The organism is Streptosporangium becharense, assembly GCF_014204985.1.
Lineage (GTDB): Bacteria > Actinomycetota > Actinomycetes > Streptosporangiales > Streptosporangiaceae > Streptosporangium > Streptosporangium becharense.
This window is the reverse complement of record NZ_JACHMP010000001.1, coordinates 7,104,219-7,128,405: the sequence shown is the minus strand read 5'-3', so window position 1 is coordinate 7,128,405 and position 24,187 is coordinate 7,104,219. Positions and strand designations below refer to the sequence as shown.

Sequence of the window (24,187 nt, the reverse complement as noted above, 5' to 3'; positions counted from 1 at the left end):
GGGGCTCCTGGAGATTTCAGCGGGCGGTGTATCCGGCGTCGACGACCATGGCGGTGCCGGTGACCCCGGACGACTGGTCACCGGCCAGCCACAGGCACGCCCTGGACACCTCCTCGGCCGTCACCAGGCGGCGCAGCGCGTGGAAGGAGGCCGAACCGGCCTCGTAGTCGTCGAGGGAGGTGCCGACCGACTCGGCGACGGCGGCGGTGCTGCGGCTGCCGAGGGCCTCCTCGGCCCGGACGGTGGAGGGGCACACCGCGTTGACGCGGACGCCGTGGCGGCCGTACTCCAGGGCGAGCGCCTTGGTCAGCCCGACCACGGCGTGCTTGGAGGCGACGTAGCTGGAGAACATCTCGTAGGCGATCAGCCCGCCGGTGGACGCGGTGTTGACGATGGCGCCGGCGCGCCGCTCCACCATCCCCGGCAGCACGGCCCGGCAGCACCGCCAGGTCCCGTTGAGGTTGACGTCGATGACGAGCTCCCACTCCTGCTCGCTGAGCCGGTGGGAGAGGACGCCGCCGGGGGCGAGCAGCCCGGCGTTGTTGACGAGCACGTCGATGCGGCCGAACTCGGTCAGCCCGGCGGCGACGGCCTCGTCCACCTCCTTCTGCTCGCGCACGTCGGCCGCGGCGGTGACGACGGTGCCGCCGCTCCTGCGGCACTCGCGGGCCGTCTCCTCCAGCTGCCTGCGGGTGGACAGCGGGTAGGGTCCCTGCCGCTCCTTGCAGAGGTCGACGAGGAGCAGGTCGGCGCCGTGCTCGGCGAAGAGCAGGGCGTGCGACCGGCCGAGCGCTCTCGCCGCGCCGGTGATCATCACAGTCTTGCCGTCGAGGCTTCGCATGGTCTCCTCACGGGAGGGATCGGCGGCCGGCGGTGGGGGTGAGCTCGTCGCGGCGTACGGGACCGGCCGTCAGGCGGCCGAGGGTGCGCAGCGCCGAGCCGAGGACCGCGACCGAGCGGTACAGGTCGGGGATGGCGATGTGTTCGTCGTCGGTGTGGTCGAGGTGGGCGTCGCCGGGGCCGTAGGCGACCATGGGGACGTCCCAGTGCTCGGCCACCACGTTCATGTCGGAGGTGCCGGCCTTGAGCTTGGTCGCGGGGGTGCCGCCGTGCTCGCGGATCGCCGCCCGCAGGGCCCGCGCGGCCGGGTCGCCGAGCCCGCGGCGCACCGCGGGGACCCGCTCGTCGAAGCGCGCCTCGGCCTGCACCGCGGCCCACTTCACGAAGCGGTGGAAGGCGTCGAAGTCGAACCCCTCCGGCACCCGGCAGGTGATCCGGGCGTGGGCCTGCCGGATGTCGCCCCGCAGGTCCACCAGGGTGGCGGAGCAGGCGTCGAACCGTACGGCGTCGCCCGCCCCCGGCAGCCGCCGGACGTAGTCCTCCACCCGCGTCCAGAACAGGGCGGCGGCCTCGACCGCCGTCTCCTCGGGGCTGCTGGTGTGCATGGCGGTGCGTCTGACGTCGTAGACCACGCCGACGCGGCCCTTGTAGCCGAGGCAGACGCCGTCCCAGCCGCTCGGCTCGCCGATGACCACCGCGTCGGGCCGGGGCAGGGTGCGGAGCAGGTGCCGGGTGCCCCGCGAGCCGGGGACCTCCTCGCCCACCGCGCCGACCACCACCACGCGCACGCCGGCGGACGCCGCCGCGGCCCCGGCGCAGATCATCGCGGCCAGCGGTCCCTTGGCGTCGACGGCGCCGCGACCGTAGAGCAGGTCCCCGACCTGGCAGACCGCCAGGCGGCCGGGGACGGTGTCGATGTGGCCGAGCAGCAGCACGGTCGGCGCGCCGGGCGGGCCCGCCTCCCCGACGGCGTTCCCGATCTCGTCCACCCGGGCCCGCATGCCCAGCCGGCTCATCTGGTCGGCCGCGAAGGCGGCGGCCCTGCCCTCCTCGCCGGAGACGGACGGGATCGACAGCAGCCCGCGCAGCAGCCAGGCGGCGTACTCGCCGGAGGGTTTCACCGGGCCCTCCCCGCGGTGAGCACCGTGCCGGCGCCGTCCAGCGCCGCGGTGACCGGGGCGGGCGTCGCGGTGCCGGCCACCACGACGTCCCGCACCCCGCCGGCCAGGGCCTCGGCGGCGGCGCGGACCTTGTGCCGCATCCGGCCGCGGACCGCGGCGAGCTCCGGGCCGGCGGGCAGCTCCACCCGGGGCAGCAGGGAGGACGGGTCGGCGGGGTCACGCAGCAGGCCGGGCACCTCGGTGAGGTAGACGAGCTGTTCGGCACCCAGGGCGACGGCGACCGCGGCGGCCATCCGATCGGCGTCCACGTTGAGCAGCCCGCCGCCCGCGCCGGCGGCCGGCGGCGACAGGACCGGCACGATCCCCCGCTCCAGCAGGGCGTGCAGCAGACCGGGGTCGACCCGGCTGATCCGGCCGCTCAGGTCGTCGCGGACGATCCGCACCCGGCCGTTCACGACGGAGCGCAACGCCTCCTTCCGCTCCGCCAGGACGACGGGCCCGTCGGCGCCGCTCAGCCCGGCCGCGGGCACGCCGCGGCGGCGCAGACCGTCCACCAGGGCGGGTTTGACCTGGCCGAGCAGGGCCATGGTCAGGGTCCGCAGCGCGGCGGCGTCGGTCCTGCGGCTGCGGGTGCCGTCGGGGGCGTGGATGTGCGCGACCCGCTGACCGAGCCGCCCGGCCAGTTCGTCGGTCTGGGCGCCCCCGCCGTGGACGAGCACGACGGGCCGGTCCCGCCGGTGCAGGCGGGCGACGTCGTCGAGCACCGGGCCGGCCTCCGCCCGCCCGCCAACCTTGACCACAAGCACGCCGTCCTCCTCAGACCGGGTGCAGGCCGGGGAAGTCCAGCCCGGCTGTCTCGTCCAGGCCGAGGGCGAGGTTGGCGCTCTGCACCGCGCCGCCCGCCGCCCCCTTGACCAGGTTGTCCAGGGCGGCCACGACGACGACACGCCTGCCGTCGGCGTCCGCGGCCACCCCGATGTCGCAGAAGTTCGCACCGTCGAGGATCTTCGGGTCCGGCATCCGGTGGACGCCCGAGCGGTCGGCGACCAGCCGGACGAAGGGCTCGCCAGCGTAACGCCCGCGGAACAGGGCGAGCAGTTCGGCGCGGGAGATCGGGCGGCGCGGGCTGACGTGCGCAACGACCTGCACGCCCCGTACCCGGGGGACGGCCGTGACGGTCATCCGGGCGGTGACGCCGCACGCCTGGGAGATCTCCGCCTCGTGGCGGTGGCCGGCGGGCCCGTAGACGCGCATCGCGCCGGCGCGTTCGGCGTGGTGCGAGGCCGCCGTCGCGGTGGCGCCCGAGCCGCTGGAGCCGGTGCGCGCGTCCACCAGGGCCTCACCCTCGACGAGTCCGGCCTCGGCCAGCGGGGTGAGGGCGAGGATGGCGGCCGTCGCCATGCAGCCGGGCACGCTGACCCGCCGGGCGCCGGCGAGCCGATCCCGGTACAGCTCCGGCAGGCCGGGGACGAACGCGGCGGCGGCCTCGGCCCGGCCGGGGGCGGGCCCGTAGACCCGCTCGTGCGTCTGCTGGTCGCGGAGCCTGAAGTCGGGGCTGAGATCCACGACGACGTCGGCGAGACCGGCCAGCCGGTGCCGCATGGCCGCGGTCTCCCCGGGCGGCAGCGCGCAGAACAGCACGTCCGCCGGACGCAGATCCGCGGGGTCGGTGAAGGCGAGGTGGCGGACGTGGCGGAGGTTGGGGTGGGCCAGGCGCAACGGCCGGCCCGCCAGGCGCCGCGAGGCGGCCTGGGCGAGTTCGATCTTCGGGTGGTGCAGCAGGAGCCGGATCAGCTCTCCCCCGACGTAGCCGGTGCCTCCGAGCACGACGGCCCTCATGCCGTCTCCTCCTGTTCGAGCGCGTAGTCGACCAGTGCGCCGGCGACGTCACCGGCGACCTCCATCAGGCCGTGGAACTCCACCCCGCAGTTCACCTCGCCGACGACCAGCCGGCCGTCGTGGTGCTCCATGAGGTCGACGCCGAGGATGCCCCCGCCGACGGCGGCGGCGGCGCGCAGCGCCAGGGACTCCAGTTCCCCGGTGAGCGGGCACGCCTCGACCGAGGCACCCCGGGCGGTGTTGACGACCCAGTGCGCGGAGCGCCGGTACATGGCGGCGACCACGCGGTCGCCGGCCACGAGGACGCGGATGTCCCGCCCGGGGGTCCGCACGAACTCCTGGACGTACACCAGCCTCTGGACCGGCGAGGGCGCCTCCCCGCGCAGGGCCAGCACGCCCTCCACCGCGTCGTCGTCGTTGAGCCTGCACAGTCCCCGCCCCCAGGAGCCGTTGACCGGTTTGAGCACCGCGGGCAGGCCCACCTCCCGCACCGCCCCCATCCCGCCCTGTGGGGTGAGCGCCACCGCGGTCACCGGGACGGGCAGGCCGTGGCGGGCCAACGCCAGGGTGGTGGCGATCTTGTTGTCACAGGTGCCGACCGTGGCGGTGCCGTTGACCACGGGTATCCCCCACGCCTCGCAGATCCGGCTGACCTCCAGGCGGCGGGTCGCGGCGGCGCTCCGGTTGAGGACCAGCCGCCAGGGCGGCGGGGGTGCCCCCACCCGGTAGGCGAGCGTCCGGTCGTCGACGTGCACGACCGGCACCCCACGCCCGCGCAGCGCGGCGAGGAGATGCTTCTCCTCCACCCGGAGCGTCGAGGAGACGACGGCGACGCTCTCACTCACCCCAGTCCTCTTCGATCTCAGGGGCGAGCGCCAGCACGACCGGGTCCACCGCCACGACCTCCAGGTCGGCCGCGCACCCCGGGCAGACCACGATCTCGGCCGGCTCCGCCCCGGCGGCCGGCACCGCGTCCCCGCACTCGGGGCAGGCAATTTTCTCGACGATATTCAAAGCTTGCTCCTCAGCGATCGGCTCACTTACCGTCTATGGTGCACGATAATCGAATCAGACGAATTCCAGAACCCCGTGGTCAAGCTCTTGAAAACCACTAGAGAATCACCGATAAAACCGCTCGAATCTCACTAGAAAATCAATCGAGAACGGTCAGGCAAAGAGGGGAGGGTGATTGCCGATGCGGCGGATCCCTGATAACCAGGTGACGGGGCCCGCGTTCCGCGGGCACGTCCACCACACCGTCGATCTCAGCGAGCACCGCAACAACGTCGCCTTCACCACCCCGGTCGCGCTCGACCGCGGGCGGCTCAACGTATGGGGCAACAGCCTGCCCGCCGGAACTCTCCCCAGCGGGCGCCACCTGCTCGGGGACGTCCTGTTCGACCTCCCCGAGGCGGACGGCCGCGCTCCCGACAACGTCCGCTGCGCGGGCCAGTTCGTGACGCTGCCCCGGGTCCGGGCCGACTGGATCCACCTGGTCGCCACCTCGGAGAGACGCTGCGAGGAGTTCGTGCACATTCACCATTCGTCGGGGGCCGTGGACGTCGAGTGGCTCAGGGTCTCGGATTTCTGGTCGGCCGATCCGCATTTCGGGGAGAGCGTCGCCGGGCGGTCGGCGGACATGCACTATCCGCACCACGTCCAACGCGGCCTGATCGGGCTGGTGTGGCTGGTACGCGTCCCGGTTCCGCGCCGGGAGGAAATAACCGGGATACGCCTCCCGGACAATCCGGCGCTGCACGTTTTCGGGCTGACCCTGGAGGCTGTCACGTGATCACCGCGACGCGGAGCGAGATCTGGTACGACGACCTGTGCAGCTGCCTGCAGGTCGACGTGGCCCACGTCCTGGCGGCCCGCGGCTGGGACGCGCTCCAGGCCATGGGGACCGGGTGGCGCTTCACCTGGGACAGCGGGTCATGGGAGCCGGTGGAGTACTTCCACCCCCGGCTCGGCTCGCTGTCGGCGGCTTTCGGCCTCTACCACCCGCTGGACATGGTCTGGCACGTCCCGGCCTCCGCCGGCGAGGGCCGCGCGCAGCTCGACGAGGCCCTCGCCCGCGGCCTGACCCCGATCGTGGCGGTGGACAACTACCACCTGCCGTTCCGTCCCGCCTACCACGACGTCCACGCCGGCCACCTGGTGGTCGTCGAGGGCCGCGACCCGGCCGCGGACGCCTACGCCGTCCTCGACCCGATGCCGCCGGCCTTCCGCGGCCCGCTCCCCCGCGAGGTGCTGGAGCGCGCGCGGGCCTCGGCCAACCCGGACGACGGCAGCGACCCGTTCTTCGCCGGCAGCAGCCCGGCCTGGCGGTGGCTGGAGGTGCGCGTGCTCGGCCCGCAGCCCGAGCTGACCTGGCCGTGGCTGCGCGACCGGCTGGCGGACAACCTCGCCGCGCTGCGCGGCGAGGGGCTCCCGGCCCTGTCGTCCCTGCTCGGCGGCCTGCCGGAGCGCGTCGCCGGCGGTGACGACACGCCGCTGCGCGAACTGTACGCGGCGGGCTGGCCGGCCCAGGCGGAGGCGTCGGTGCACGCCGCGTTCCTGGCGCGGGCGGCCCGCTCGCTCGGCAGGCCGGCGCTGGCGGAGACGGCCCGCTGGGTCGACCTGGTCGCCCACGGCTGGACCGGGGTGCGGGTCGCCGCCGCCCACGGCACCGCCGACCCCCCGGCAGCCGCCGCCGCGGTCGCCCGCCACGGCGGCACGCTGCTGCGGCGCTGGCAGGAGGCCCTGGACCACGTCGAGACGGCGATGGAGCGGACATGAGCACACTGGCGATGCTGGGCGGGCCCCGGGCGGTGCCCCGGGACGTGGGGGAGACCGGCTGGCCCGTGATCACCCGCGCCGACGAGGAGGCGGTGCTGCGCGTCCTGCGCGGCGGCGTGCTCACCGCGACCGCGCCGGGCGAACCGGAGGTGGCGGGCCTGGAGGAGGAGTGGGCCCGGTACGTGGGGGCCGCGCACTGCGCGGCGGTGGGCTCGGGGACGGCGGCCCTGCAACTCGCGCTCGCCGCTCTCGGCGTCGGCCCCGGCGACGAGGTGGTGGTGCCCGCGGTCAGCATGAACGCCACCGCCCTGGCCGTCGCCCAGCAGGGGGCGACACCGGTCTTCGCCGACATCGACCCGCGCACGTTCTGCCTCGACCCCGCAGCCGCCGCCGCCGTCACCGGCCCGCGCACGGCCGCGCTCCTGCCGGTGCACCTGCACGGGTTGCCGGCCGACATGGCGGAGCTGGGACGGCTGGCCGCCCGCCGCGGCCTGGCCGTCGTCGAGGACGCCGCCCAGGCGCACGGCGCCCGCTACCGCGGCACCCGGACCGGCGCGCTGGGCGACGCCGGCTGCTTCAGCCTCCACCCCAGCAAGAACCTGCCCACCTGCGGCGAGGGCGGCCTGGTCACCACCTCCTCCGCCGACGTCGACCGAGCGGTGCGGCGGCTGCGCACCTTCGGGGAGCGGCTGGACCAGGAGCGCACCCGCAGCTACGTGGCGCACGCGGTCGGCTGGAACCACAAGCTCAGCCCGGTGCAGGCCGCGATGGCGCGCGTCCAGCTCGCCGCGATGGACGACCACGCCCGGCGGCGCGAGGCGGGGATCCGCGAACTGCTCGACCGGCTGGGGCGGCTGCCGGGCCTGCGTCCGCCCCACGTGCCGTCCGACCGCACGCACGTCTGGCACATCCTGCGGGTGCGCATCGTCCCGGAGGAGCTGGGGATCGACGGCGTGCCCGCGGGGGCGGTGCGGCGGGCGCTGCACCGGGTGCTGCGCGCGGAGGGCGTGCCGGTCTCCCGCTACCAGGAGGTCCCGCTGCCCGACCAGCCCGCCTTCACGGCGAAGGGAACCGGCGGGGACGCCGCGCGCGACCCCGCGTCCTTCCCGGTGGCGCGGGCGGTCCTCGACGACTCCCTGTGCCTGCAGCGCCGCCACCTGAACCCCGGATCGGCCCCGGCGCTGCGCGCGTACGCCGACGGGTTCGCCAAGGTGTGGGAGCACCTGGACGTGGTGGGCAGGATGGCCCGGTCGCTGGCCTCGTCCCGGGGCGGGGCCGCGTGAACGCCACGACCGGACGGATACGCGACGTGGCGTACCGGCTGCGCCGCCGCGTCCTGCGGATGGCGGCGGGGCCGCTCGGCGCGCACGTCGGAGGCAGCCTGTCGTGCGCCGACATCCTCGCCACGCTGCACTTCGACGTGATGCGCACCTGCGACACGTTCCTGCTGAGCAAGGGGCACGCCGCACCCGCGCTGTACGCGGTGCTGGCCGAGAAGGGCCTGATCGGGGAGGCCGAGGTGGACTCCTACGGCCGTCCGGGCAGCCGGCTGCTCGGCCACCCGCCGCGCGGCCTGCCCGGCGTGGAGTTCCCGACCGGCTCGCTCGGCCACGGCGTGTCCCTGGGGGCGGGGATGGCCCTGGCCGCCGCCATGGCCGGCCGGGACGAGCGGGTGTTCGTCCTCGCCGGCGACGGGGAGCTCCAGGAGGGGTCGGTGTGGGAGGCCCTGATGTTCGCCGGGCACCGCCGCCTCGGCGGGCTGACGGTGGTCGTCGACCGCAACGGGATGCAGCTGACCGCCGCGACAGAGGAGTGCGTCGGGCTCGAACCGCTCGCGGCGCGGCTGACCGCCTTCGGCTGGGAGACGCGCGAGGTGGACGGCCACGACGTCGAGGCGCTGCGCGCCGCCCTCGCCCCGCCCGGGTCGGGGCTCCCGCTGGCCGTGATCGCCCGGACGGTCAAGGGCAGGGGCGTGCGGTTCCTGGAGGGCAAGGTCTCCTCGCACTACGCCGTGCTCACCGAGCCGCTGCTGCGCAGGGCCCTGGCCCAGCTCGACGCGGGACGGGGGGCCGCGCCGTGACGGCCGAGGAGTCACCGAGGGAGGTCTACTGGCGGGCACTGGTCGACCTGGCCGCCCGCGACCCCCGGGTGGTGTGCGTGGACACCGACATGGGCGGCCTGGAACGCACCTTCGCCAGGGCCTTCCCCGACCGCTACCTCAACGTGGGCATCGCCGAGGCCAACATGATGGGCGTGGCCGCCGGGCTGGCCGCCCGGGGGTTCGTCCCGTACGTGCACACGATGGCCACGTTCGCCACCACGCGGGCCGCCGAGCAGCTCAAGCTGGACGTGGCGGCGGTCGGCCTGCCCGTCCGGGTCGTCGCCAGCCACGCCGGGCTGTCGGCCGCGCACTTCGGCACCACCCACTACGCGCTGGAGGACCTGGCGGTGGTGCGCGCCGTGGGCGGGCTGAGCGCCGTCGTGCCCGCCGACGCGGCGGAGATCCCGGCCGCGCTCTCCGCCCTGCACGCCCTGCCGGGCCCCGCCTACCTGCGGCTGGGCCGCCAGGCGGTGCCCGGCCCGCACCGCGGCGCGCACCCGTTCGTCCTCGGCGAGGCGGTGCGGCTGCGCGACGGCGACGACGTCACGATCGTCGCGTGCGGGCCGTACCCGGTGCTGATGGCCCTGGAGGCGGCGGCGGCGCTGGCCGCGGAGGGCATCGGCGCGCGGGTGCTGGAGATCCACACCCTCGTCCCCTTCGACTCCGGGGCCGTGCTGGCCGCGGCGTCGCAGACCGCCGGGATCGTCACCGTCGAGGAGCACCGCGCGCAGGGCGGGCTCGGCGACGCCGTGGCGGAGGCGACGGGGGCGGTGGTGCCCTGCCCCGTCGTGCGCGTGGCGGTCACCGGCCCCGTCGGGACGGCCGTGCGGGGACACCGCGAGCTCCTGGAGGAGGCCGGGGTCAGCGCCGACGCCGTCCGGCACGCCGCCGGACGCGTATCAGCTCTCAGGAAAGGACAGGTCATGCCCTCACCCTCGACCGGCGACCGCACCCGGGACCACGTCGCCTCGCTCTTCCGGCGCGTGCTCCGCACCGACGCGGTCGGCGTCGACGACGACTTCTTCACCCTGGGCGGCAACTCGCTGCTCGCGATCGAACTGCTCGACGCGATCGAGCAGGACCTGGGTGTGCAGATCACCGCGCACACCTTCTACCGGAACACGACGGTCGCCGAGCTCGCCCGGTCGGTGGAGCGGGCGCGCGAGACGGTCACCTCGGAGGGCTGACGTGAGGATCTCTGTTCCCCCGTTCGACGACGTCGACGTCGCGGCCGTCGACTTCCTCGACTCCGGCTTCTACGCCGACGGCGACCCGCACGCGCTGTGGGCCCGGCTGCGCGCCGACGACCCGGTGCACTGGTTCGACCCGGGCGACGGACGCGAGCCGTTCTGGGTGGTCACCCGGCACGCGGAGGTCACCCGGGTGCTGAAGAACCACGAGGAGTTCTCCTCACGGCGCGGCACCATGCTGTGCATCATCGACCTCAGCATGCCCGACATCGCCTCCGACCAGATGATGCCCGACACCGACCCTCCCCGGCACGGGCAGCTGCGCGACCCGCTCAACCGGGCGCTGACCCGCCAGGCGGTGGGGCGGCAGGAGGAGCGGATGCGCGAGGTCGTGCACAACCTGATCCGGCCCGGCCTGGACGGGGAGGTCTTCGACCTGGCTCGGGCGGCGCTGATGTTCCCGATGGCGTTCACCGGCCAGATCATGGGCATGCCGAGCGAGAACTGGCCGCGCATGTCGGAACTGACGACCATGACCATCGCCTACGACGACCCCGACTTCGCGTCCGGCCCGCCCAAGGCCACGCTGCGCCAGGCCCACCACGAGCTGTTCGCCTTCTTCAACCGGGAGATCTCCCGCCGGGACCGGTCGGCGCCCGCCGACGACCTGATCGGCATCCTGCTGTCGATGAGCCTGGAGGAGAGCCCGCTGACGGACGAGCAGATCATGCTGAACTGCTACGCGCTGCTGCTGGGGGCCAACGTCACCACCCCGCACGCGGTGTGCACCGCGGTGAGGATGCTGGCCGAGGACCCCGAGCGGTACCGGCGGCTGTGCGAGACCCCCGCGCTGCGCGACACGTGCCTGGAGGAGGTGCTGCGCTGGTCGTCGCCGGCCAGCCACTTCATGCGCTACGCGCAGCGGGACGTGGAGCTGGCCGGCCGGAAGATCGAGGCGGGCCAGCCGGTGAGCGTGTGGCTGGGGTCGGCCAACCGCGACGAGCGGGTCTTCCGCGACCCGTACCGGTTCGACATCGCCAGGCGGCCCAACCGGCACGTCGCCTTCGGCGTCGGCCCGCACTACTGCATCGGCGCGGGCCTGGCCCGGCTGGGCCTGCGGATCTTCCTGTCGGAGCTGACCCGGCTGGTGGAGAAGGTGGAGGTGGTGGGCGAGACCGCGCACCTGCGCTCGAACTTCGTCGCCGGGTACAAGAGCATGCCGGTGCGCTTCACCCCCCGCCCGGGGGTCGGCCCGGCGACGATCGCGCCGGGCGGCCCGCGGTGACGGGCACCGCCGTGCGCGACGCCGCGGGCTGGCTCGACAACCGCTTCGCCCTGCCGGAGCCGCGGTTCCGCCTGCTCTGCCTGCCCTTCGCCGGCGGTTCGGCCACCTTCTACGCGGACTGGGCGCCCCTGTTCTCCTCCACCGTGGAACTCGTCCCGGTGCAGCTGCCCGGCCGGGGCGCCCTGATGGGCCTGCCCCCGGCGGCGAGCATCGCCGAGATGGCGGACGCCATCGCCCCCGTGGCGGCGGCGTCCGACGTACCGGTCGCGCTGTACGGGCACAGCATGGGGGCGATCGTGGCCTTCGAGGTGGCCCGTCGCCTGCAGGCGGCGGGCCGGGCACCGGTCCACCTGTTCGTCAGCGGCCGCCCGGGGCCGCGGATCGTGCGTCCGGAACGACCGGTGAGCGACCTGCCGCGGGCGGAGTTCGTGGCGATGCTGCGGGACTACGGCGCCGCGGACCCGGAGATCCTCGACAACGACGGCCTGCTGGACGTGCTGATCCCGATGATGCGGGCCGACTTCCGGGCGGTGGAGACCTACCGCCGCCCGGCCGGTCCGCCGCTGGAGTGCCCCGTCTCCGCGTGGGCGGGGCTCGACGACGAGGAGGCCGGCCCGGACCTGATGCGGTTGTGGGAGGAGGAGACGACCGGCGCGTTCCGGCTGGACTGCCTGCCGGGCGGCCACTTCTTCCTCCTCGACCACCACGAGCGGATCGTGACGGCCGTGCACCGGCGGCTGGAGGCGGGGCGGTGAGCGGGCGGCTGCTGATGCTGTGGAGCGCACCCCGCAGCCGCTCCACGATGTTCCTGCGGATGATGCTGGAGCGCGGCGATTTCCTCGTGGTGCACGAGCCCTTCTCGCACGTGGTCGACTTCGGCCGGGCCGAGGTGGCCGGTACCGTCTGCGCGGACGAGGAACAGGTGATCACGAGGCTGCTGGCGGCCGGCCGGGAGCGGCAGGTCTTCTCCAAGGACACCACGGACTTCCACTACCCGGCGGTGCTGCGGTCCCGGGAGTTGCTCACCGAGGCCGTCCACACCTTCATCGTGCGGCACCCGCGCGAGGTGATCGCCTCGCACTACGGGCTGAACCCGGCGCTCACCCGCGACGAGGTGGGTTTCGCGCGGCTCAGGGAGATCCACGACGCCGTCGCGGACGCCACCGGCCGGACCCCGGTGGTGATCGACGCCGACGACCTGGTCTCCCGGCCCGAGGAGACCGTGCGCGCCTACTGCCGGGCGACGGGCATCCCGTTCCTCGCCCACGCCCTGCGCTGGGAACCGGTGGCGGTCCCCGCCTGGCGGCAGGCGGAGCGCTGGCACCTGGACGTCATGGCGAGCGACGGCATCCGGCGGGGCGTCAGCAGCCGCCCCGCCGTCGACGTCGAGGACCACCCCGTCCTCGGCGCGTTCTACCGTTTCCACCTGCCGCACTACCGCGCGCTGTGGGAGCACCGCCTCACCCCGCAGAGCTGAGGCGGTACTCCCACAGCTGAGGCGGGGCCCACGTGGCTGAGACGGCGCTTCACGCGGCCGAAGCGGAGCCCACGTGGTTGAGGCGGGGCCGCACACTACTGAGGCGGCGCTTCACATGGCTGAGACGGGACCGCACACCCCGGCCGCCTCCGGGGTGCGCCGGCCGGGTTCACCGGAGTGGCCCGCCCACGTTCACTCCTCTTCTCCGTCGCCCTCGAAGAAGTCGCCGATCTCGTCGATCGCCTCGGCGGCGATGAAGCCGCCGGCCACTCCGGCCGCTCCGACGGCGGCGACCGCTCCCATACCCGGCCCGCTGCCGTGGTGGCCGCCGTAATGGCTCCCGCCGTGGGCGTACGGGTCGTGATGACCTGCGCCGTGGGAGGCGTAAGGGTCGTGAAAGGCACCGGTGGTGTACCGGGAGAGAGAATCCAGCCAACCGTTGATCTCCGCGGCCCAGTCTCGCCGCACCGCGTCATGGTGGCTGGTCTGCCAGCGGCCGAAGGCGTCCTCGCCGGAGCTGTAGCGGCCGCTGCGCTTGTCGGCCTCCAGGACGACGTCCATCCCGGAGGGGCCGGTGACGAAGGTCAGCTCGACCTCGTTGATCTGACCGGAGTACTGCGGAGGCGGGTAGAACTCGATCTCCTGGTAGAACGGCAGCCGCTGGTCCACCCCGTGGATGCGGCCCATCTCCAGGTCCGCGCTCTTGAAGTGGAAACCCAGGCGGGCGAACGCCTCCAGCACCGCCTGCTGGGCGGGCAGCGGCACGATCTGGACGGGGTCCATGTCGCCCTTGTCGACGGCTTTGGCGATGGCCAGCTCGGTGCGCACCCCCATGGCCATGCCGTGCAGGGACTGGCCCATCACCTCGGTGACCGGGGCCTCCCACGGGACGGGGAACTGGAACGGCACCACGCGCTCCTCACCGGCGCGCAGGACGAACGACCCGGAGACCTCGGTGCGGTGGAACTCGATCAGGCCGACCCCTTCGCCCTCGCCGTACTCGGCCTCGACCTGGGTGACCAGGCCGAGGGCGATGTGCTCGATGTCGGCGTCGAAGTCGCCGCCCTTGAGGCGGACCTCACCGCTCAGCGGCTCGCCGGGTCGCACGTGTGGAGTGGCCAGAACGGTGTCCACCGAGGGAGCTCCGACGCCGAAGGCTCCCAGCAGCCGTTTGAAGACCACGATTTCCTCTTTCCGATCGATGGATGTGATCGTCCCGGGAAACGATCAGCAGTGGAGCGCGGTTCCCGGGACACGCCGTCGGGCCGGGAAAAGGAACGGGACCTGTCCGGACCCGCTGAGACGGCGTCGGCAGGTCATGCCCGAGCCGAACCCCAGAGCCCCCGGCGCAGGAACTCCCACGGGATCGCGATATAGAGCACGAACAAGATCCCGCACAACGCTTCGCGGTCGTCGATCCGCTTGCGTCCGAAGTCGCCATAGCGACGTTCGACCGTCGGAAGCAACGGCTCGATCCGGGGCCACCCCCGCGTGCGCGGGGAGCACCGCCAGTCGATCAGTTCGGGGGTTCGCTTGACGGGACCATCCCCGCGTGCGCGGGGAGCACAGAGCATCAGACCAACTCAAAGCCACCGTTCGGGGACCATCCACGCGTGCGCGGGGAGCACATGCGCGCCGCCTTCGCCTGGAGCGCCTTGATGGGACCACCCCCGCGTGCGCGGGGAGCACAGGAACGCGGTCCGCCCGCTCTTGCCTGACTGGGGACCATCCCCGCGTGCGCGGGGAGCACACCGCGGCGGGTTGGCACGCACCCGAGGTGCTGGGACCATCCCCGCGTGCGCGGGGAGCACTTGATCAGCGGCAGGGCAGGCCCGGACGTGGTGGGACCATCCCCGCGTGCGCGGGGAGCACTCCGGGGGACGCTTCGCAGGGCGGCCCGAGCGGGGACCATCCCCGCGTGCGCGGGGAGCACATCGTCTTCAGGCTGGTGCCCGCGTCCGAGCCGGGACCATCCCCGCGTGCGCGGGGAGCACTGTTTAGCTGACCGTCAAAACAGAGAACAACAGGGACCATCCCCGCGTGCGCGGGGAGCACACTCGCTGACCTGCATGATTAGCTGGAGCATGTGTTAATTTCGAGCACTTGCAAAGAATCGTACATTTCAGATATTTCCGAAATACTCCATCTCTTACTATATGCGCGATATGCCTCGATAGCAGGCGACACCTACAATAAAGTGCAAACTTAGGGGGATCTGCGGTGGATGATGCCTGGCATCGGGTGCGTCAGAGCAGGTTTGCCGTTCCTCAGCGTTGTCCGTATCGGCGGCGCTTTGCCGCCTTGCTCCAGCCGCTGGGAGTGGTGGCCGAGGGGCTGGCAGGTTTCTCCGTTGGCCGGCGGATCAAGATGAGACCTTCATGGTCGACCGGGTGCCATTTATGGTCATGGGTCTCAAAGGCAAAGCCTTGCTCATTATTGGTGCTGTAGGCGAGGAGAGCTCGTCCAGTGTCTGCGTACTGCCGCACCTCTGCCCACAGTGCCTCGCGGATCCGCGCCGACGGGCCTCCGATGAAGACACCGGGAGAGATCTCCATCAGCCAGCGGGTCAGGAAGCCCCGTAGCCCCACGGGGCAGCGGGTAAGCACAATGATCGTCACCAGACAGCCTCGTCGACATGGTCGCCGCCGTAGTTACGGCCTGACTCCACTTCGGCGCCATGGTCACTTTGGAGCATGACGTTGTCTGCATCATCCCCGGTGGGGTCATCTTTTGCTCCGTCCGGCAGGATGAGACGTTTGACGTCCTCTACACACCGCTTCAGCAGACCGATCTTGTTGACCTGGTCGCGAATGGCCCTGCGCGTGCGGGCCCCGACGTCTTCAGGGCTTTGCGCGGCCACATCGAAGGCGATGGGAAGGGCGATCTCGGTCTTGTAGAGGTCGGCGATGTCGAGTACGAACGCCAGTTCATGCCCCGAATGGATGAAGCCAAGTCCAGGCGCGCATCCCAGTGCGGCGACCGTGGTCTGTGCAATCCCGTACATGCACTGAGCGGCTGCGGTGACTGCTTGATTGGCAGGATCACCGGAACTGAAGTCACCCGGTAGGTACATTCTCCCGTTCCAGGGAATGCCGACCCTTGCGGCTTCCCTGCGGTAGCACTCCTTGACCCTTCGCCCTTCCCTGCCGAGGAGTTCATGTCGGGTGAAACCAGCCGGATCTTCACCGGGGAACCGCATCTGGTACATCTCCCGGGCCACTTCAAGTCGGGTACGGCGGTTGGCCCACTTGATCGCCTGCGCTTCGACCAGGGCGGACGAACGGTTGAGTGATCTGCCGCCCGAGTAGAAGCGCACGCCGTGCTCTCCGACCCACACCACTCCCGCTCCGCTGTCTCCCAGCACGGTCATCGCCTGGTGGGTGACGCGAGTGCCGGGGCCGAGCAGCAGCGTCCCGATCGTGGCGGATGGGATATGGGTGATGCCTTCCGCGTCTTCGGCGGTGATGGCGTTGTCTTCCCGGTGGAGAGTGCACCGTTCCAGGTAGACGAACGAGAGCCGGTCGCCCATCCGGGTGAGTTCGCGTGGCGAGGACAGGCCGCGTTGGCCGATGGTGGCCATGGTGTCACGCCCCTGCCAGGGTCATCAGGCCACAGCCATACGCCTTGGCTCTGCCAAGCCCTCGTGTGAGGGTGCGTCGAAGGGCGTCGGGGTCGGTTACCTCCAGCCGCCCATCGTAGGTGACGGTGACCAGGGTCACCGGCTGCCGTTGTCCGGTCTTTTTGAAGGCGAGTTGACGCCGGTCGCTGACGATCAGTTCATGCTGGTCGCCCTCGGGGAGCAGCCGCCGTTCCGAGGGTTTCTCCACTACTTTGAATCCGGCGTTCTCCTGGCGTTGCAGGAGCCAGCGCAGCTGATGGTATGCGCCGACATGCGCGGTGAGCTTGGTGGGTTCCTGATCGGTGCGGCGGGCAGTGTGAACCGGGTTGGCGGTGAGCCGGAAGGCCCACCGGTCACCTACGTTCAGCCGGGACAGAAACGGCTCGTAATCGTAGGTCTGCCATCGTCCCGTCTCAGGCCAGCCGGCCTGCTCGACCAGGTGGGTGAGATCAGGCTTGGCTGGACTGACGACGTATAGATAGGTCTCAGCCCGGCTGGTGCGGTCGATTCGCCACAGCACCCTCGGCCCGTCGTCTCCGGCCGGGAGGATTTCGGCGAACGAGGACATCACCGCGGCGTGCAGCGTCTGCGGTGATGACAGCAGCCGACGGGCACCGACTCGGGCGGTGTTGAAGCGGAACCGGGTTAGATGCATCACGCACCTCCCAAGACGGATGTCGGGTCATGGTCGGGACGCACGGCGGGGTTGGACACTTTCACGCTTCCTCGGCGAACTCCGCGCAGCGCGTACTGGCGGTGCAGCGGATCAAAGCTGATCGGCTGGTCGCGCAGGTTGTCGACCGGCCCGTCCTCCGCCGCGGCCTCGAGGAGGACCTCCAGGTCGATCCGGGCGTCGTTTCGGTGACGACGCTGGTACCAGCGTGCAGCCCGCCATTGCTCCCGCTCCAGGGCCTGCTCCAGCGTGCGCTCGTGGTGGACACCCAGGTCGACCGGCCGGGCCGGAGGGCAGGATCGGCGCCCCAGGTAAGGCATGAAGACCGGATCGCGAAGTGCCCGGTGCAATTCGTCGATCAGCTCAGGTTCACCTTCGACCGCCGCCACGAAGACGGCGTCGGCCAGGTAAAAACGCTCCGACACCGGCAGGGCTTCTCCGCTGACGAACCGGTGCGCGGTGTGGAAGTCGCGGAGCAGAGTACCGCGCTGATCGACACGGACACCGAAGCGCAACTCAGTCAGATCACCGATATCGTCTGAACGCTGACGTCCCTGGGCCGCGGCCAACAGCCCGATCACTCCGCTTTTGGTCGGCGCTGACTCGGTGGATCGCCGGGCAAAGCGTGAGGACGCCCCCCAGGATTGCAAGGGCCCGGCGAGCTGCATCAGCAAAACGCTCATGCCCCGTCCTGCCGTCGGACGATCTCCGTGCCGATCGCCGTGACCAGCTCCGGGAGAGACAGTTCGATGCCGAGGCCGGACAGTGCCTCGGTGTTCTTGCCGACTCGCAACACCCAGGTCGGCGTATCCTTCGCGACGCCATAGGCGCGCTCGACCTCGGGGACGTATGAGGCCAAGGCCTCGGATGCCTGCCGCAGGTGCCCGCCGGTCTCCGGGTCGGCCCGGCACGGTTCCTCGAACGCCGCCACGAAACTGACGGGCCGGGATGAACGCACCTTCGCGACCACCGCGTCCGGCAGTGTGTGGTTGCCGAAGGTGTTGATCTTTCCGGTGGGCAGTGAGGTGAGGAAGCACTGGACGAACGCCTCGATGGCCCGGCGCACGGGTTCGGTGATCGGCTCGTCCTCCCGCAATCCCATGCCGAGGTTCCTGCGCAGTAGATCGACATCGACGGCGGCGTAGCGGTAGAGGGTGGCGGAGTTGAATTCCACGGTGCCGATCATGCCTGCACCCAGGTCGTCGGCCTCCCGGTTCTTGTAGTCGTCGACCGCTGTGTAGTAGTCGGCCTCGTTTTCCACCCGGTGCACGCTGAGGGCGTGGGCGACCTGGGCGGCGGCGTCGACGTTGATGTCGGCGCCATCGGCGACCATGCGGCCGAAAAGGGCGATGTCGACCGAGTGTCGGCTGTTGGCGATCTGCTTGGCGCGGTCCTTGGTCACCTTGTCCTTGAAGTATTCCTTGCCGGCCCCACGCCCTTTGACGGCGAGTTCGGCCAGGCCGTCCAGTTGGCGAGCGCTGAGGAACATCAAGTACTTGGATTCCGGCGCGGGCTCGGGTCCGCTCTTGCCCTTGGCTGCCTCTGCTCTGCGCTTGGGTGCCTCGATCTTGGAGCCGGTCGCGGTCTGGATCGTCTCGGCGGCCAGGGCCCACGCCTCGGCCTGCTCGATTGACCCGTCCAGCTTGCAGATCCGCTCGGCCAGCAACTCGGCCACCCGCCGGGTACGGACGCCGAGCTCACTGGGGTCCAACAGGTCGTGAAAGCTACGCCGGGTGGCGCGTTTCCATGCCTGACTGGAGACTCGGGCGCGGCGCACACCACCGTATAAGGCGGTCTTCGGGGTTCCGGTGTCGTCACGGTTCAGGCAGCTCGGGGGGACGGTCTGCAACACGTGGAGCTCAAGGATGGTGCGAGTCATGGGGCGTCCTTGTCGGTGGAGGCGGTGTCGTCAGGGCGTGTTTCAGCCTCGGTGTCGTCAGGTCGGTAGGAGTGGAAGCTCCGGCCCCAGCTCTGGCGCACCTGCCGCAGCCCCTCGGGGAGCTGAGCCTGGTAGAGCTGCCGGGCGAGGAGCGCGTAGTCGAGCGGAATCGACTCCCGGCGCAGCAGAGAAACGATCTCTCGGAGCCGGTAGGCGAGCGCTTCCCGGGTGTCAGCGGTCCCGGCCCGGACGAAACGGCGCCGGATCGGCTCATCGACGGCGCCGCCCGGCATCAGCCTGCGTACGGCCGTCCCCAGGTCGACACCGGCGCGGTGCATCCTTTGCTCGGGACGCGACTGCTGATGCAGCGCGTACAGAGTCACAGCCAGGAACAGGGCGGCCTCGGCCCTGACCGCCTCGGTCTCGGGCAGTGCCCCATCGGCATACAGCCGTTCAGTGCCGGCCATACCCCACAGTTCCGGCACGTCCTCGGGAAGCTTACCCGCGCCACGCCTGAGCTGGGCGAGGGCTGCGACGGCGCCACTGGCATCGGCGTGATAGCCCCGCTGTAGCTCGGTGATGTACGCGCTGGCGGCATCACCGACCAGATCGGTTACCCGGCGCCGGGTAGTGGGAGTGACCGGGGTCATGACCGTACCTCCACATTCTGCTGTCCGCTGCCGTCGTCCTGATCGCGGTGCTGAGGATCGTCCACCGCGGTCGCGGGCAGTGCCTTGCGGAGCCTGGTGCGGAACATCCAGTCGGCGCGTGATGCGGTCAACCAAAGTTCCTGACCTTGTGCCTTGATGACACGTCCTTCCCAGGCGGCGTCCCCCGCTGATCTCAACAGCTGATCCCCCAGCCGGCTGACGATCCGGTGCGCTTGACGCTGCCAAGCTGATCGTTGCGTTTGGGGGGCATCGCCCGGGCGGATCCCGGCGAGCCAGTCCCGAAACGCCCCATCGAGCGTGCCGAACCCGAGGCCCCGCGCAGTGGTCCTGGGCGGGTCGGTCTGGGCTCCAGCGGCTCGGGCGAGGTCCGCGGCGAGATCACCGAGTACGGTCACAGCCCCTTCCGCATCCCTGACCGCGTCGATCGCGGCCTGTCCCAGACCGCTGTCTCGCTCGTGGAGAAGCACCACCGGCATCGCCACAGCATCGTCAATGATCTCGTCGATGACGGACTGCTGGGTACCGTAGACCGCGCCGAACAGCCGTGCCCGGATCAGGAAGTCCGATGGCAGGTCACCTTCGACGGTGAGACGGGCGACCCAGTCGAGAATGCGCGGCCGGACGACGGCGGCGGCCTCGTCACGCTGCTCGGCCCGCTCGGCACGGCCGGCGATCAGCGCGCCAAGGCCGCGCCACGCGCTCCGGCTGGGATCGTGTTCGCGGGGCAGGTAGACCTGGGCCAGGCCGAGTTTCTTCTCCTGCGTACTGCTGCGCCGCCAACTCGTCATCGGCTCACGCTGATGCTTGTTGTGTGGGGTGAGGGGGTCGCCGTAGGCGAGGATCACTCCGTTCACACCCTCCGCATCGTAGGTGAGCCGCACCCGCCGGGACTGCCAGGTGTAGAGGTCACGGATGCCTCTTGGGCGTCTGCTCAGCTCCACCGGGTCCGCCTGCGTCGGTCCGGGCGGCGGGCGACGCCAGGCCGGGAGATCGTTCTCGGGATCGACGCGTAAGTTGTCGGTGTCGAAGGCGATCAGATTGAGCAGCAGGGTCTCACGCAGGTTCTCACCCTCCACGAGAACTCCACCGAGAGCGCCCGCCCACGCGACGCCCTGCGGGTACACCTTGCCGCCTTTGACCCTGGGATCGCCCAGTGCTCCGGTCTTGATACCGGAAGTATCGAAGGCGTGGGCGTGCACGAGCCAGCGGGCAGCCTCGGCGAAGCCGAGCCGCTCGGCACCGCGAGCTCGCATGGTGAAGAAAGGCATCCCATTGGGGACGTCGGCGATGATGCGGTCGAGCGAGCCGACCTCACCAGTGGCGGTGCGCAGGCCGGCGGTCTGGAAGAAGGGTTCCCGCGGGTGCAGCAGATCAAAGCGTTCGCGGTGGCAGTCCAGATACTCAGCGATGCGACCGGCGGGAAGCCCGTTCTCCCACAGTTCCTGCCACTCGCCGAGATCACGTGGCCCATCGACCGCATCATGCACGATCGCCAGCAACAACCGCAAAAGAGCGAATTCCTGAGTGGGGACGTCTCCTACCAGCCGCCGCAGGTCACCTGCCTGGACGAAGAGCTGCCGTAAGGACAGTTCGTCCTCGGTGCCGTCCTGGCGCTGCACCGGCAGCCATCGATTACAAGTCAGGTCGAAAGACGGTGCAGCGGGTTCACTCAGCACGAAACACCTTCAGACCATCGGCGGGGGTGTAATGCAGGTCGTAGCCTGCCAGACGCGTCCGACATTCTTCGTCGAGCATGAGGATCAGCTCTCCCGCCAGCCAATGGCATTCCTTGGACTGCCACGCCGAGATACATTCGGCCTCCAGTTCCTCGATCGCCTGATCGAGGAACTGAGGGATCGAGAAGTGGTAAGGCAGCCGCAGGCCACATGAGGCCACGATGCGGGCGAGTCTCGGCTCAGGCACCGCCTCAGTGGGCAACTCCAGCCCACCACGACCTTCACTCAACCACGGCACAGTCACCAAGGTCCCATCGGTGCGACGCTGCACGACCAGCACTTCCAGAGACTCGGCACCGTCGCGGACCTGGGCTCGGCCAGTGCGGGTGTCATCGGCGTCCCCGACCCCGGCGTCGACCCAGCCGACCAGAGCTCGACCAGCCTTACCGACCTCGTTGATCTGGAAATCTCGCGCTTTCTCACCTTGCCGGTCCTGGTGCAAGTCCTGGTCACCGCGCGTTTGGGCCATCGCTTCCCGCCACTCATCCGGGCCGACCGGACCAGGCCCGTACGCTCGTTGAACGAGCGGGCTGATGTCCTGCGGCAGACGCACCACATGTCCCGTTTCGCCGGTCCTGGATAGGTACGGTTCCAGCACAGCCGCTGACCGCAGCAACGGGTACGGCCGGTAGATCCGTCTGGAGCCGCTCACCGGCTCGGGCGGTGTCTTTTCCCAGTCCGCGCCGGTCAACAGGCAGCGAGCCGTACGCAGGCGCTCGGGACGGTCGCCTTGTTTCTCACCGCGTGGATGCCGGTGCAATCGCCCCATCCGTTGCAGCAAGAGGTCGATCGGGCACAGGTCCGATACCAACAGGTCGAAGTCGATGTCGAGGGACTGCTCGGCGACTTGGCTGGCTACCACGATGTGCGCGTTGACGGGCCGGCGGCCCGCGCTCTTGTCCGGCGGGCCGAACCGGGCCAGCAGATCGGCATCCTTGTCGGCCCGATCCGGATCGAGGAAACGGGCATGGGCCACAGTGACCTGGCCAGGGCCGAACCGCTCTCGTAGGTACGCGGCGGTCTCCAGAACCCGGTCAACGGTGTTGCGCACCACAAGGACACAGCCGCCCTCGGCCAGCTCTCGGGAAAGCCGGTCACCCAGCTCTACGAGATCGTCACTCAATCGCTCAAGATGTACCTCGATCTCCCTGCCGGACGGCTTGACGACCTCAGCCACAGGTCGCCCCCCAAACTCGGCAGTCGTCAGCAACGGATAGCAATCCGTGTCCTCCAGCTCGGTGAAATCAGCACCGTCTGTGGTTGCTCCTGCATACGCCTCTGCGAGCTCACGCCGACGCCGGGCCGGAAGCGTCGCCGACAGCACCACGACCGGTACACGGTAGGCACCCAGCCACGACAGCACCCGGTCCAGGTAGGAATTCATGTAGGTGTCGTAGGCATGCGCCTCATCGATGATGACGACCTTGCCCGCAAGAGCAAGGTGACGCAACGCCAGGTGACGGGTCTTAAGCCCCATGAACAGCAGCTGGTCGATCGTCCCCACCACAAACGAGGACAACATTCCCTTCTTCCTGCCCCGTAGCCACTGATGCGCGACGAGTTCGGCGGAGAAAACCCGACGGTCGCCGCGATGACGCCACTCATCCCCGCCGCCATCCGGCTCGACCCCACGCGCCGCCCGCCGACCGGCACGCACCAGCCCGGCGTACTCCTCATTCAGCGCCGCCTTGGAATGCGCGAGAAGCACTGAGCGCAGCTCATGCCCGGTCCGACCGGCAGGAACCCGGCGCAGCCAGTCCAGCATCCGGGGAAACATCGCGTTGCCCGTGGCCATCGTGGGGAGCGCGACAAAGCAACCACCCGCTCCGGAACGCGCCGCGAAAATCTCAGCGACCGCCAGCGCGGCCTCAGTCTTGCCCTCCCCCATCGGGGCCTCGATCACCATCAGGCCCGGGAACGACATCGCCCGCGCCACCTGAACCGCGCGCTCCTGGACCGGACGGATACGCGCCCCAGGCGGCAGCTGAAACCGGGAGGCGAAGAGAGCAGCCGCCTCTCCTACCGGCTCCGACGGCCGCCACGGCTCCGGCAGGTTGAGCCCGTGCCAGGCCGCCTCGACCCGTTCCTTGTCGCTCCTACGCTGCGCCTCGGGAAAGTACGGGAAGAGGTCAGGATTACTCGCGATCCAGTCAGCGACGATGATCAGCCCCGTCAGCAACACTTGAGCCGGCTGTGAGAGCTTGGACTCCCGCCAACCGGCCAAGCGGCCCTGAACCCCGCATGTCTCCGCACAGCGGTCAAGGATCTCCCACTGCACGCTCCGCCATAGCGACGCACACCCAGGAGTACGCAGCAACTCCGGGTGGACGTTCACCTCCCGGATGTCCGTATGAGTCGGCGGGACCCCATGGTGCCCACCAGCGATGATTGCGAACTGTACGGTGGCGGACCGCCTCCAGTCGTACCGCTCGATCAGCCACTCCTGAAGCAGCACCTGCCCGGCCAGACCATGTGGGGCGAGCCTGCGGTCAGGCATCTGCTTGTACGGTGGCATGCCCAGCCCGGCCGCCCGCATGACATCGGCAAGCGGCTCCACCTGGCAGGCGAATGCCGGCGTGGCCTTCCCGATGTCATGAGTGGCCGCCAGCCAGACCGCCAGCCGACGGGCATCATCGACGCCATCGGGAAGCGCCTCAGCGATCACCTGCTGCACCTGAAGAGGAACCCAGTGATCCCATAACAGTCCGGCCACCGCGCCGCTGTCGGCCAAGTGGCGCCACAACGGCAACCATCCATCGGTTTCCCGATCATGCTTGGCCCACACCGTACGCGCCATGGACGACAATCCGTCGACGAACCGGCTGCCTGGATGCCTCTCATTGAGCATGGAGCTCATTTAAGGCCATCACCTCCGACAAGATTGTGAAAATCTCAAATTCTTCTCAAATCGAGGGGAGAAAAGGTGGAATATATCCCTTTATGGAAAAAAATCTATCTTATCCGATATATCCATAATC

The 24,187-nt window shown here is 70.6% G+C and carries 24 protein-coding genes and 1 CRISPR repeat array; of the genes, 8 read left to right on the top strand and 16 right to left on the bottom strand.

From position 1 onward, the window contains the following. Nucleotides 1-16 precede the first annotated feature (16 nt). Genes F4562_RS30870 through lysW form a run of 6 tightly spaced genes read right to left on the bottom strand, consistent with a single transcriptional unit; the run spans nt 17 to nt 4,814 of the window. The gene (locus tag F4562_RS30870) at nt 17-841 is read right to left on the bottom strand and encodes an SDR family oxidoreductase (RefSeq protein WP_184540151.1); all 825 of its coding nucleotides are present in this window, start codon (nt 839-841) and stop codon (nt 17-19) included. A gap of 7 nt (nt 842-848) precedes the next feature. After that, nucleotides 849-1,961, bottom strand: a complete 1,113-nt coding sequence (locus F4562_RS30865; RefSeq protein ID WP_184540149.1) for a M20/M25/M40 family metallo-hydrolase — start codon at nt 1,959-1,961, stop codon at nt 849-851. Continuing rightward, nucleotides 1,958-2,767, bottom strand: a complete 810-nt coding sequence (locus F4562_RS30860; RefSeq protein WP_184540146.1) for a [LysW]-aminoadipate kinase — start codon at nt 2,765-2,767, stop codon at nt 1,958-1,960. Before F4562_RS30860 ends, F4562_RS30865 begins: the two co-directional genes overlap by 4 nt. A gap of 10 nt (nt 2,768-2,777) precedes the next feature. Next, on the bottom strand, nt 2,778-3,800 hold the full coding sequence (gene argC, locus F4562_RS30855; protein ID WP_184540144.1) for an N-acetyl-gamma-glutamyl-phosphate reductase: 1,023 nt from the start codon (nt 3,798-3,800) through the stop codon (nt 2,778-2,780). After that, entirely contained in the window at nt 3,797-4,645 is an 849-nt protein-coding gene (locus F4562_RS30850; RefSeq protein ID WP_184540142.1) for a RimK family alpha-L-glutamate ligase, read from the bottom strand. The genes argC and F4562_RS30850 overlap by 4 nt, the downstream gene beginning before the upstream one ends. Further along, nucleotides 4,638-4,814 (bottom strand): lysine biosynthesis protein LysW, encoded by a 177-nt coding sequence (gene lysW, locus F4562_RS30845; protein ID WP_221206556.1) that lies wholly within the window; start codon nt 4,812-4,814, stop codon nt 4,638-4,640. Before lysW ends, F4562_RS30850 begins: the two co-directional genes overlap by 8 nt. Nucleotides 4,815-5,019: 205 nt before the next feature. Here lysW and F4562_RS36530 point away from each other — a divergent pair, with 205 nt between their 5' ends. The 8 genes from F4562_RS36530 to F4562_RS30805 are packed head-to-tail and all read left to right on the top strand — an operon-like array spanning nt 5,020 to nt 12,631. Then, complete coding sequence (locus F4562_RS36530; protein ID WP_184540140.1) at nt 5,020-5,592, top strand: beta-sandwich domain-containing protein; 573 nt, start codon at nt 5,020-5,022, stop codon at nt 5,590-5,592. After that, on the top strand, nt 5,589-6,578 hold the full coding sequence (locus F4562_RS36065) for a BtrH N-terminal domain-containing protein (protein WP_184540138.1): 990 nt from the start codon (nt 5,589-5,591) through the stop codon (nt 6,576-6,578). Before F4562_RS36530 ends, F4562_RS36065 begins: the two co-directional genes overlap by 4 nt. After that, nucleotides 6,575-7,861, top strand: a complete 1,287-nt coding sequence (locus tag F4562_RS30830) for a DegT/DnrJ/EryC1/StrS family aminotransferase (RefSeq protein WP_184540136.1) — start codon at nt 6,575-6,577, stop codon at nt 7,859-7,861. The genes F4562_RS36065 and F4562_RS30830 overlap by 4 nt, the downstream gene beginning before the upstream one ends. Further along, nucleotides 7,858-8,658, top strand: a complete 801-nt coding sequence (locus F4562_RS30825; RefSeq protein WP_311733901.1) for a transketolase — start codon at nt 7,858-7,860, stop codon at nt 8,656-8,658. Before F4562_RS30830 ends, F4562_RS30825 begins: the two co-directional genes overlap by 4 nt. Beyond that, nucleotides 8,655-9,866: a transketolase C-terminal domain-containing protein gene (locus F4562_RS30820; RefSeq protein WP_311733900.1), complete on the top strand. Its 1,212-nt coding sequence runs from the start codon at nt 8,655-8,657 to the stop codon at nt 9,864-9,866. Before F4562_RS30825 ends, F4562_RS30820 begins: the two co-directional genes overlap by 4 nt. 1 nt (nt 9,867) lies before the next feature. Continuing rightward, a complete protein-coding gene (locus F4562_RS36525) occupies nt 9,868-11,154 on the top strand; it encodes a cytochrome P450 (protein WP_184540134.1) in 1,287 nt (428 codons plus the stop codon). After that, a complete protein-coding gene (locus F4562_RS30810) occupies nt 11,151-11,909 on the top strand; it encodes a thioesterase II family protein (RefSeq protein ID WP_184540132.1) in 759 nt (252 codons plus the stop codon). The genes F4562_RS36525 and F4562_RS30810 overlap by 4 nt, the downstream gene beginning before the upstream one ends. Beyond that, nucleotides 11,906-12,631, top strand: a complete 726-nt coding sequence (locus F4562_RS30805; protein WP_311733899.1) for a sulfotransferase-like domain-containing protein — start codon at nt 11,906-11,908, stop codon at nt 12,629-12,631. The genes F4562_RS30810 and F4562_RS30805 overlap by 4 nt, the downstream gene beginning before the upstream one ends. A gap of 192 nt (nt 12,632-12,823) precedes the next feature. Here the strand turns inward: F4562_RS30805 and F4562_RS30800 are convergent, their stop codons facing one another. From F4562_RS30800 to cas3, 10 genes are all read right to left on the bottom strand, one after another. Then, a complete protein-coding gene (locus F4562_RS30800; protein WP_184540130.1) occupies nt 12,824-13,813 on the bottom strand; it encodes a sporulation protein in 990 nt (329 codons plus the stop codon). Between the two features lie 134 nt (nt 13,814-13,947). Further along, complete coding sequence (locus F4562_RS30795; protein ID WP_184540128.1) at nt 13,948-14,097, bottom strand: hypothetical protein; 150 nt, start codon at nt 14,095-14,097, stop codon at nt 13,948-13,950. A gap of 11 nt (nt 14,098-14,108) precedes the next feature. Then, a CRISPR array of direct repeats spans nt 14,109-14,686; the repeat unit is 29 nt; unit sequence GGGACCATCCCCGCGTGCGCGGGGAGCAC. Nucleotides 14,687-14,898: 212 nt separating this feature from the next. Then, a complete protein-coding gene (gene cas2e / locus F4562_RS30790; protein WP_184540126.1) occupies nt 14,899-15,249 on the bottom strand; it encodes a type I-E CRISPR-associated endoribonuclease Cas2e in 351 nt (116 codons plus the stop codon). Further along, nucleotides 15,246-16,211, bottom strand: a complete 966-nt coding sequence (cas1e, locus tag F4562_RS30785; RefSeq protein WP_184540124.1) for a type I-E CRISPR-associated endonuclease Cas1e — start codon at nt 16,209-16,211, stop codon at nt 15,246-15,248. The genes cas2e and cas1e overlap by 4 nt, the downstream gene beginning before the upstream one ends. Before the next feature lie 4 nt (nt 16,212-16,215). Then, nucleotides 16,216-16,905 carry a type I-E CRISPR-associated protein Cas6/Cse3/CasE gene (cas6e, locus tag F4562_RS30780; protein ID WP_184540756.1) on the bottom strand — a complete coding sequence of 230 codons (690 nt, stop codon included), beginning with the start codon at nt 16,903-16,905 and terminating at the stop codon, nt 16,216-16,218. Continuing rightward, nucleotides 16,905-17,606, bottom strand: a complete 702-nt coding sequence (gene cas5e / locus F4562_RS30775; RefSeq protein WP_184540122.1) for a type I-E CRISPR-associated protein Cas5/CasD — start codon at nt 17,604-17,606, stop codon at nt 16,905-16,907. The genes cas6e and cas5e overlap by 1 nt, the downstream gene beginning before the upstream one ends. Continuing rightward, nucleotides 17,603-18,802 (bottom strand): type I-E CRISPR-associated protein Cas7/Cse4/CasC, encoded by a 1,200-nt coding sequence (gene cas7e, locus F4562_RS30770; RefSeq protein WP_184540120.1) that lies wholly within the window; start codon nt 18,800-18,802, stop codon nt 17,603-17,605. Before cas7e ends, cas5e begins: the two co-directional genes overlap by 4 nt. After that, nucleotides 18,799-19,452, bottom strand: a complete 654-nt coding sequence (gene casB, locus F4562_RS30765; RefSeq protein ID WP_184540118.1) for a type I-E CRISPR-associated protein Cse2/CasB — start codon at nt 19,450-19,452, stop codon at nt 18,799-18,801. The genes cas7e and casB overlap by 4 nt, the downstream gene beginning before the upstream one ends. Beyond that, a complete protein-coding gene (gene casA / locus F4562_RS30760; RefSeq protein ID WP_184540116.1) occupies nt 19,449-21,149 on the bottom strand; it encodes a type I-E CRISPR-associated protein Cse1/CasA in 1,701 nt (566 codons plus the stop codon). Before casA ends, casB begins: the two co-directional genes overlap by 4 nt. Continuing rightward, nucleotides 21,139-24,066 carry a CRISPR-associated helicase Cas3' gene (gene cas3 / locus F4562_RS30755; protein WP_184540114.1) on the bottom strand — a complete coding sequence of 976 codons (2,928 nt, stop codon included), beginning with the start codon at nt 24,064-24,066 and terminating at the stop codon, nt 21,139-21,141. Before cas3 ends, casA begins: the two co-directional genes overlap by 11 nt. Nucleotides 24,067-24,187 lie beyond the last annotated feature (121 nt).

Bases quoted from the DNA above. Each gene is read 5' to 3' on its own strand.
- cas6e (WP_184540756.1), bottom strand. From the start codon at position 16,905: ATGCATCTAACCCGGTTCCGCTTCAACACCGCCCGAGTCGGTGCCCGT.
- F4562_RS30830 (WP_184540136.1), top strand. From the start codon at position 6,575: ATGAGCACACTGGCGATGCTGGGCGGGCCCCGGGCGGTGCCCCGGGAC.
- cas7e (WP_184540120.1), bottom strand. From the start codon at position 18,802: ATGACTCGCACCATCCTTGAGCTCCACGTGTTGCAGACCGTCCCCCCG.
- cas3 (WP_184540114.1), bottom strand. From the start codon at position 24,066: ATGAGCTCCATGCTCAATGAGAGGCATCCAGGCAGCCGGTTCGTCGAC.
- cas5e (WP_184540122.1), bottom strand. From the start codon at position 17,606: ATGAGCGTTTTGCTGATGCAGCTCGCCGGGCCCTTGCAATCCTGGGGG.
- cas1e (WP_184540124.1), bottom strand. From the start codon at position 16,211: ATGGCCACCATCGGCCAACGCGGCCTGTCCTCGCCACGCGAACTCACC.
- F4562_RS30870 (WP_184540151.1), bottom strand. From the start codon at position 841: ATGCGAAGCCTCGACGGCAAGACTGTGATGATCACCGGCGCGGCGAGA.
- casB (WP_184540118.1), bottom strand. From the start codon at position 19,452: ATGACCCCGGTCACTCCCACTACCCGGCGCCGGGTAACCGATCTGGTC.
- argC (WP_184540144.1), bottom strand. From the start codon at position 3,800: ATGAGGGCCGTCGTGCTCGGAGGCACCGGCTACGTCGGGGGAGAGCTG.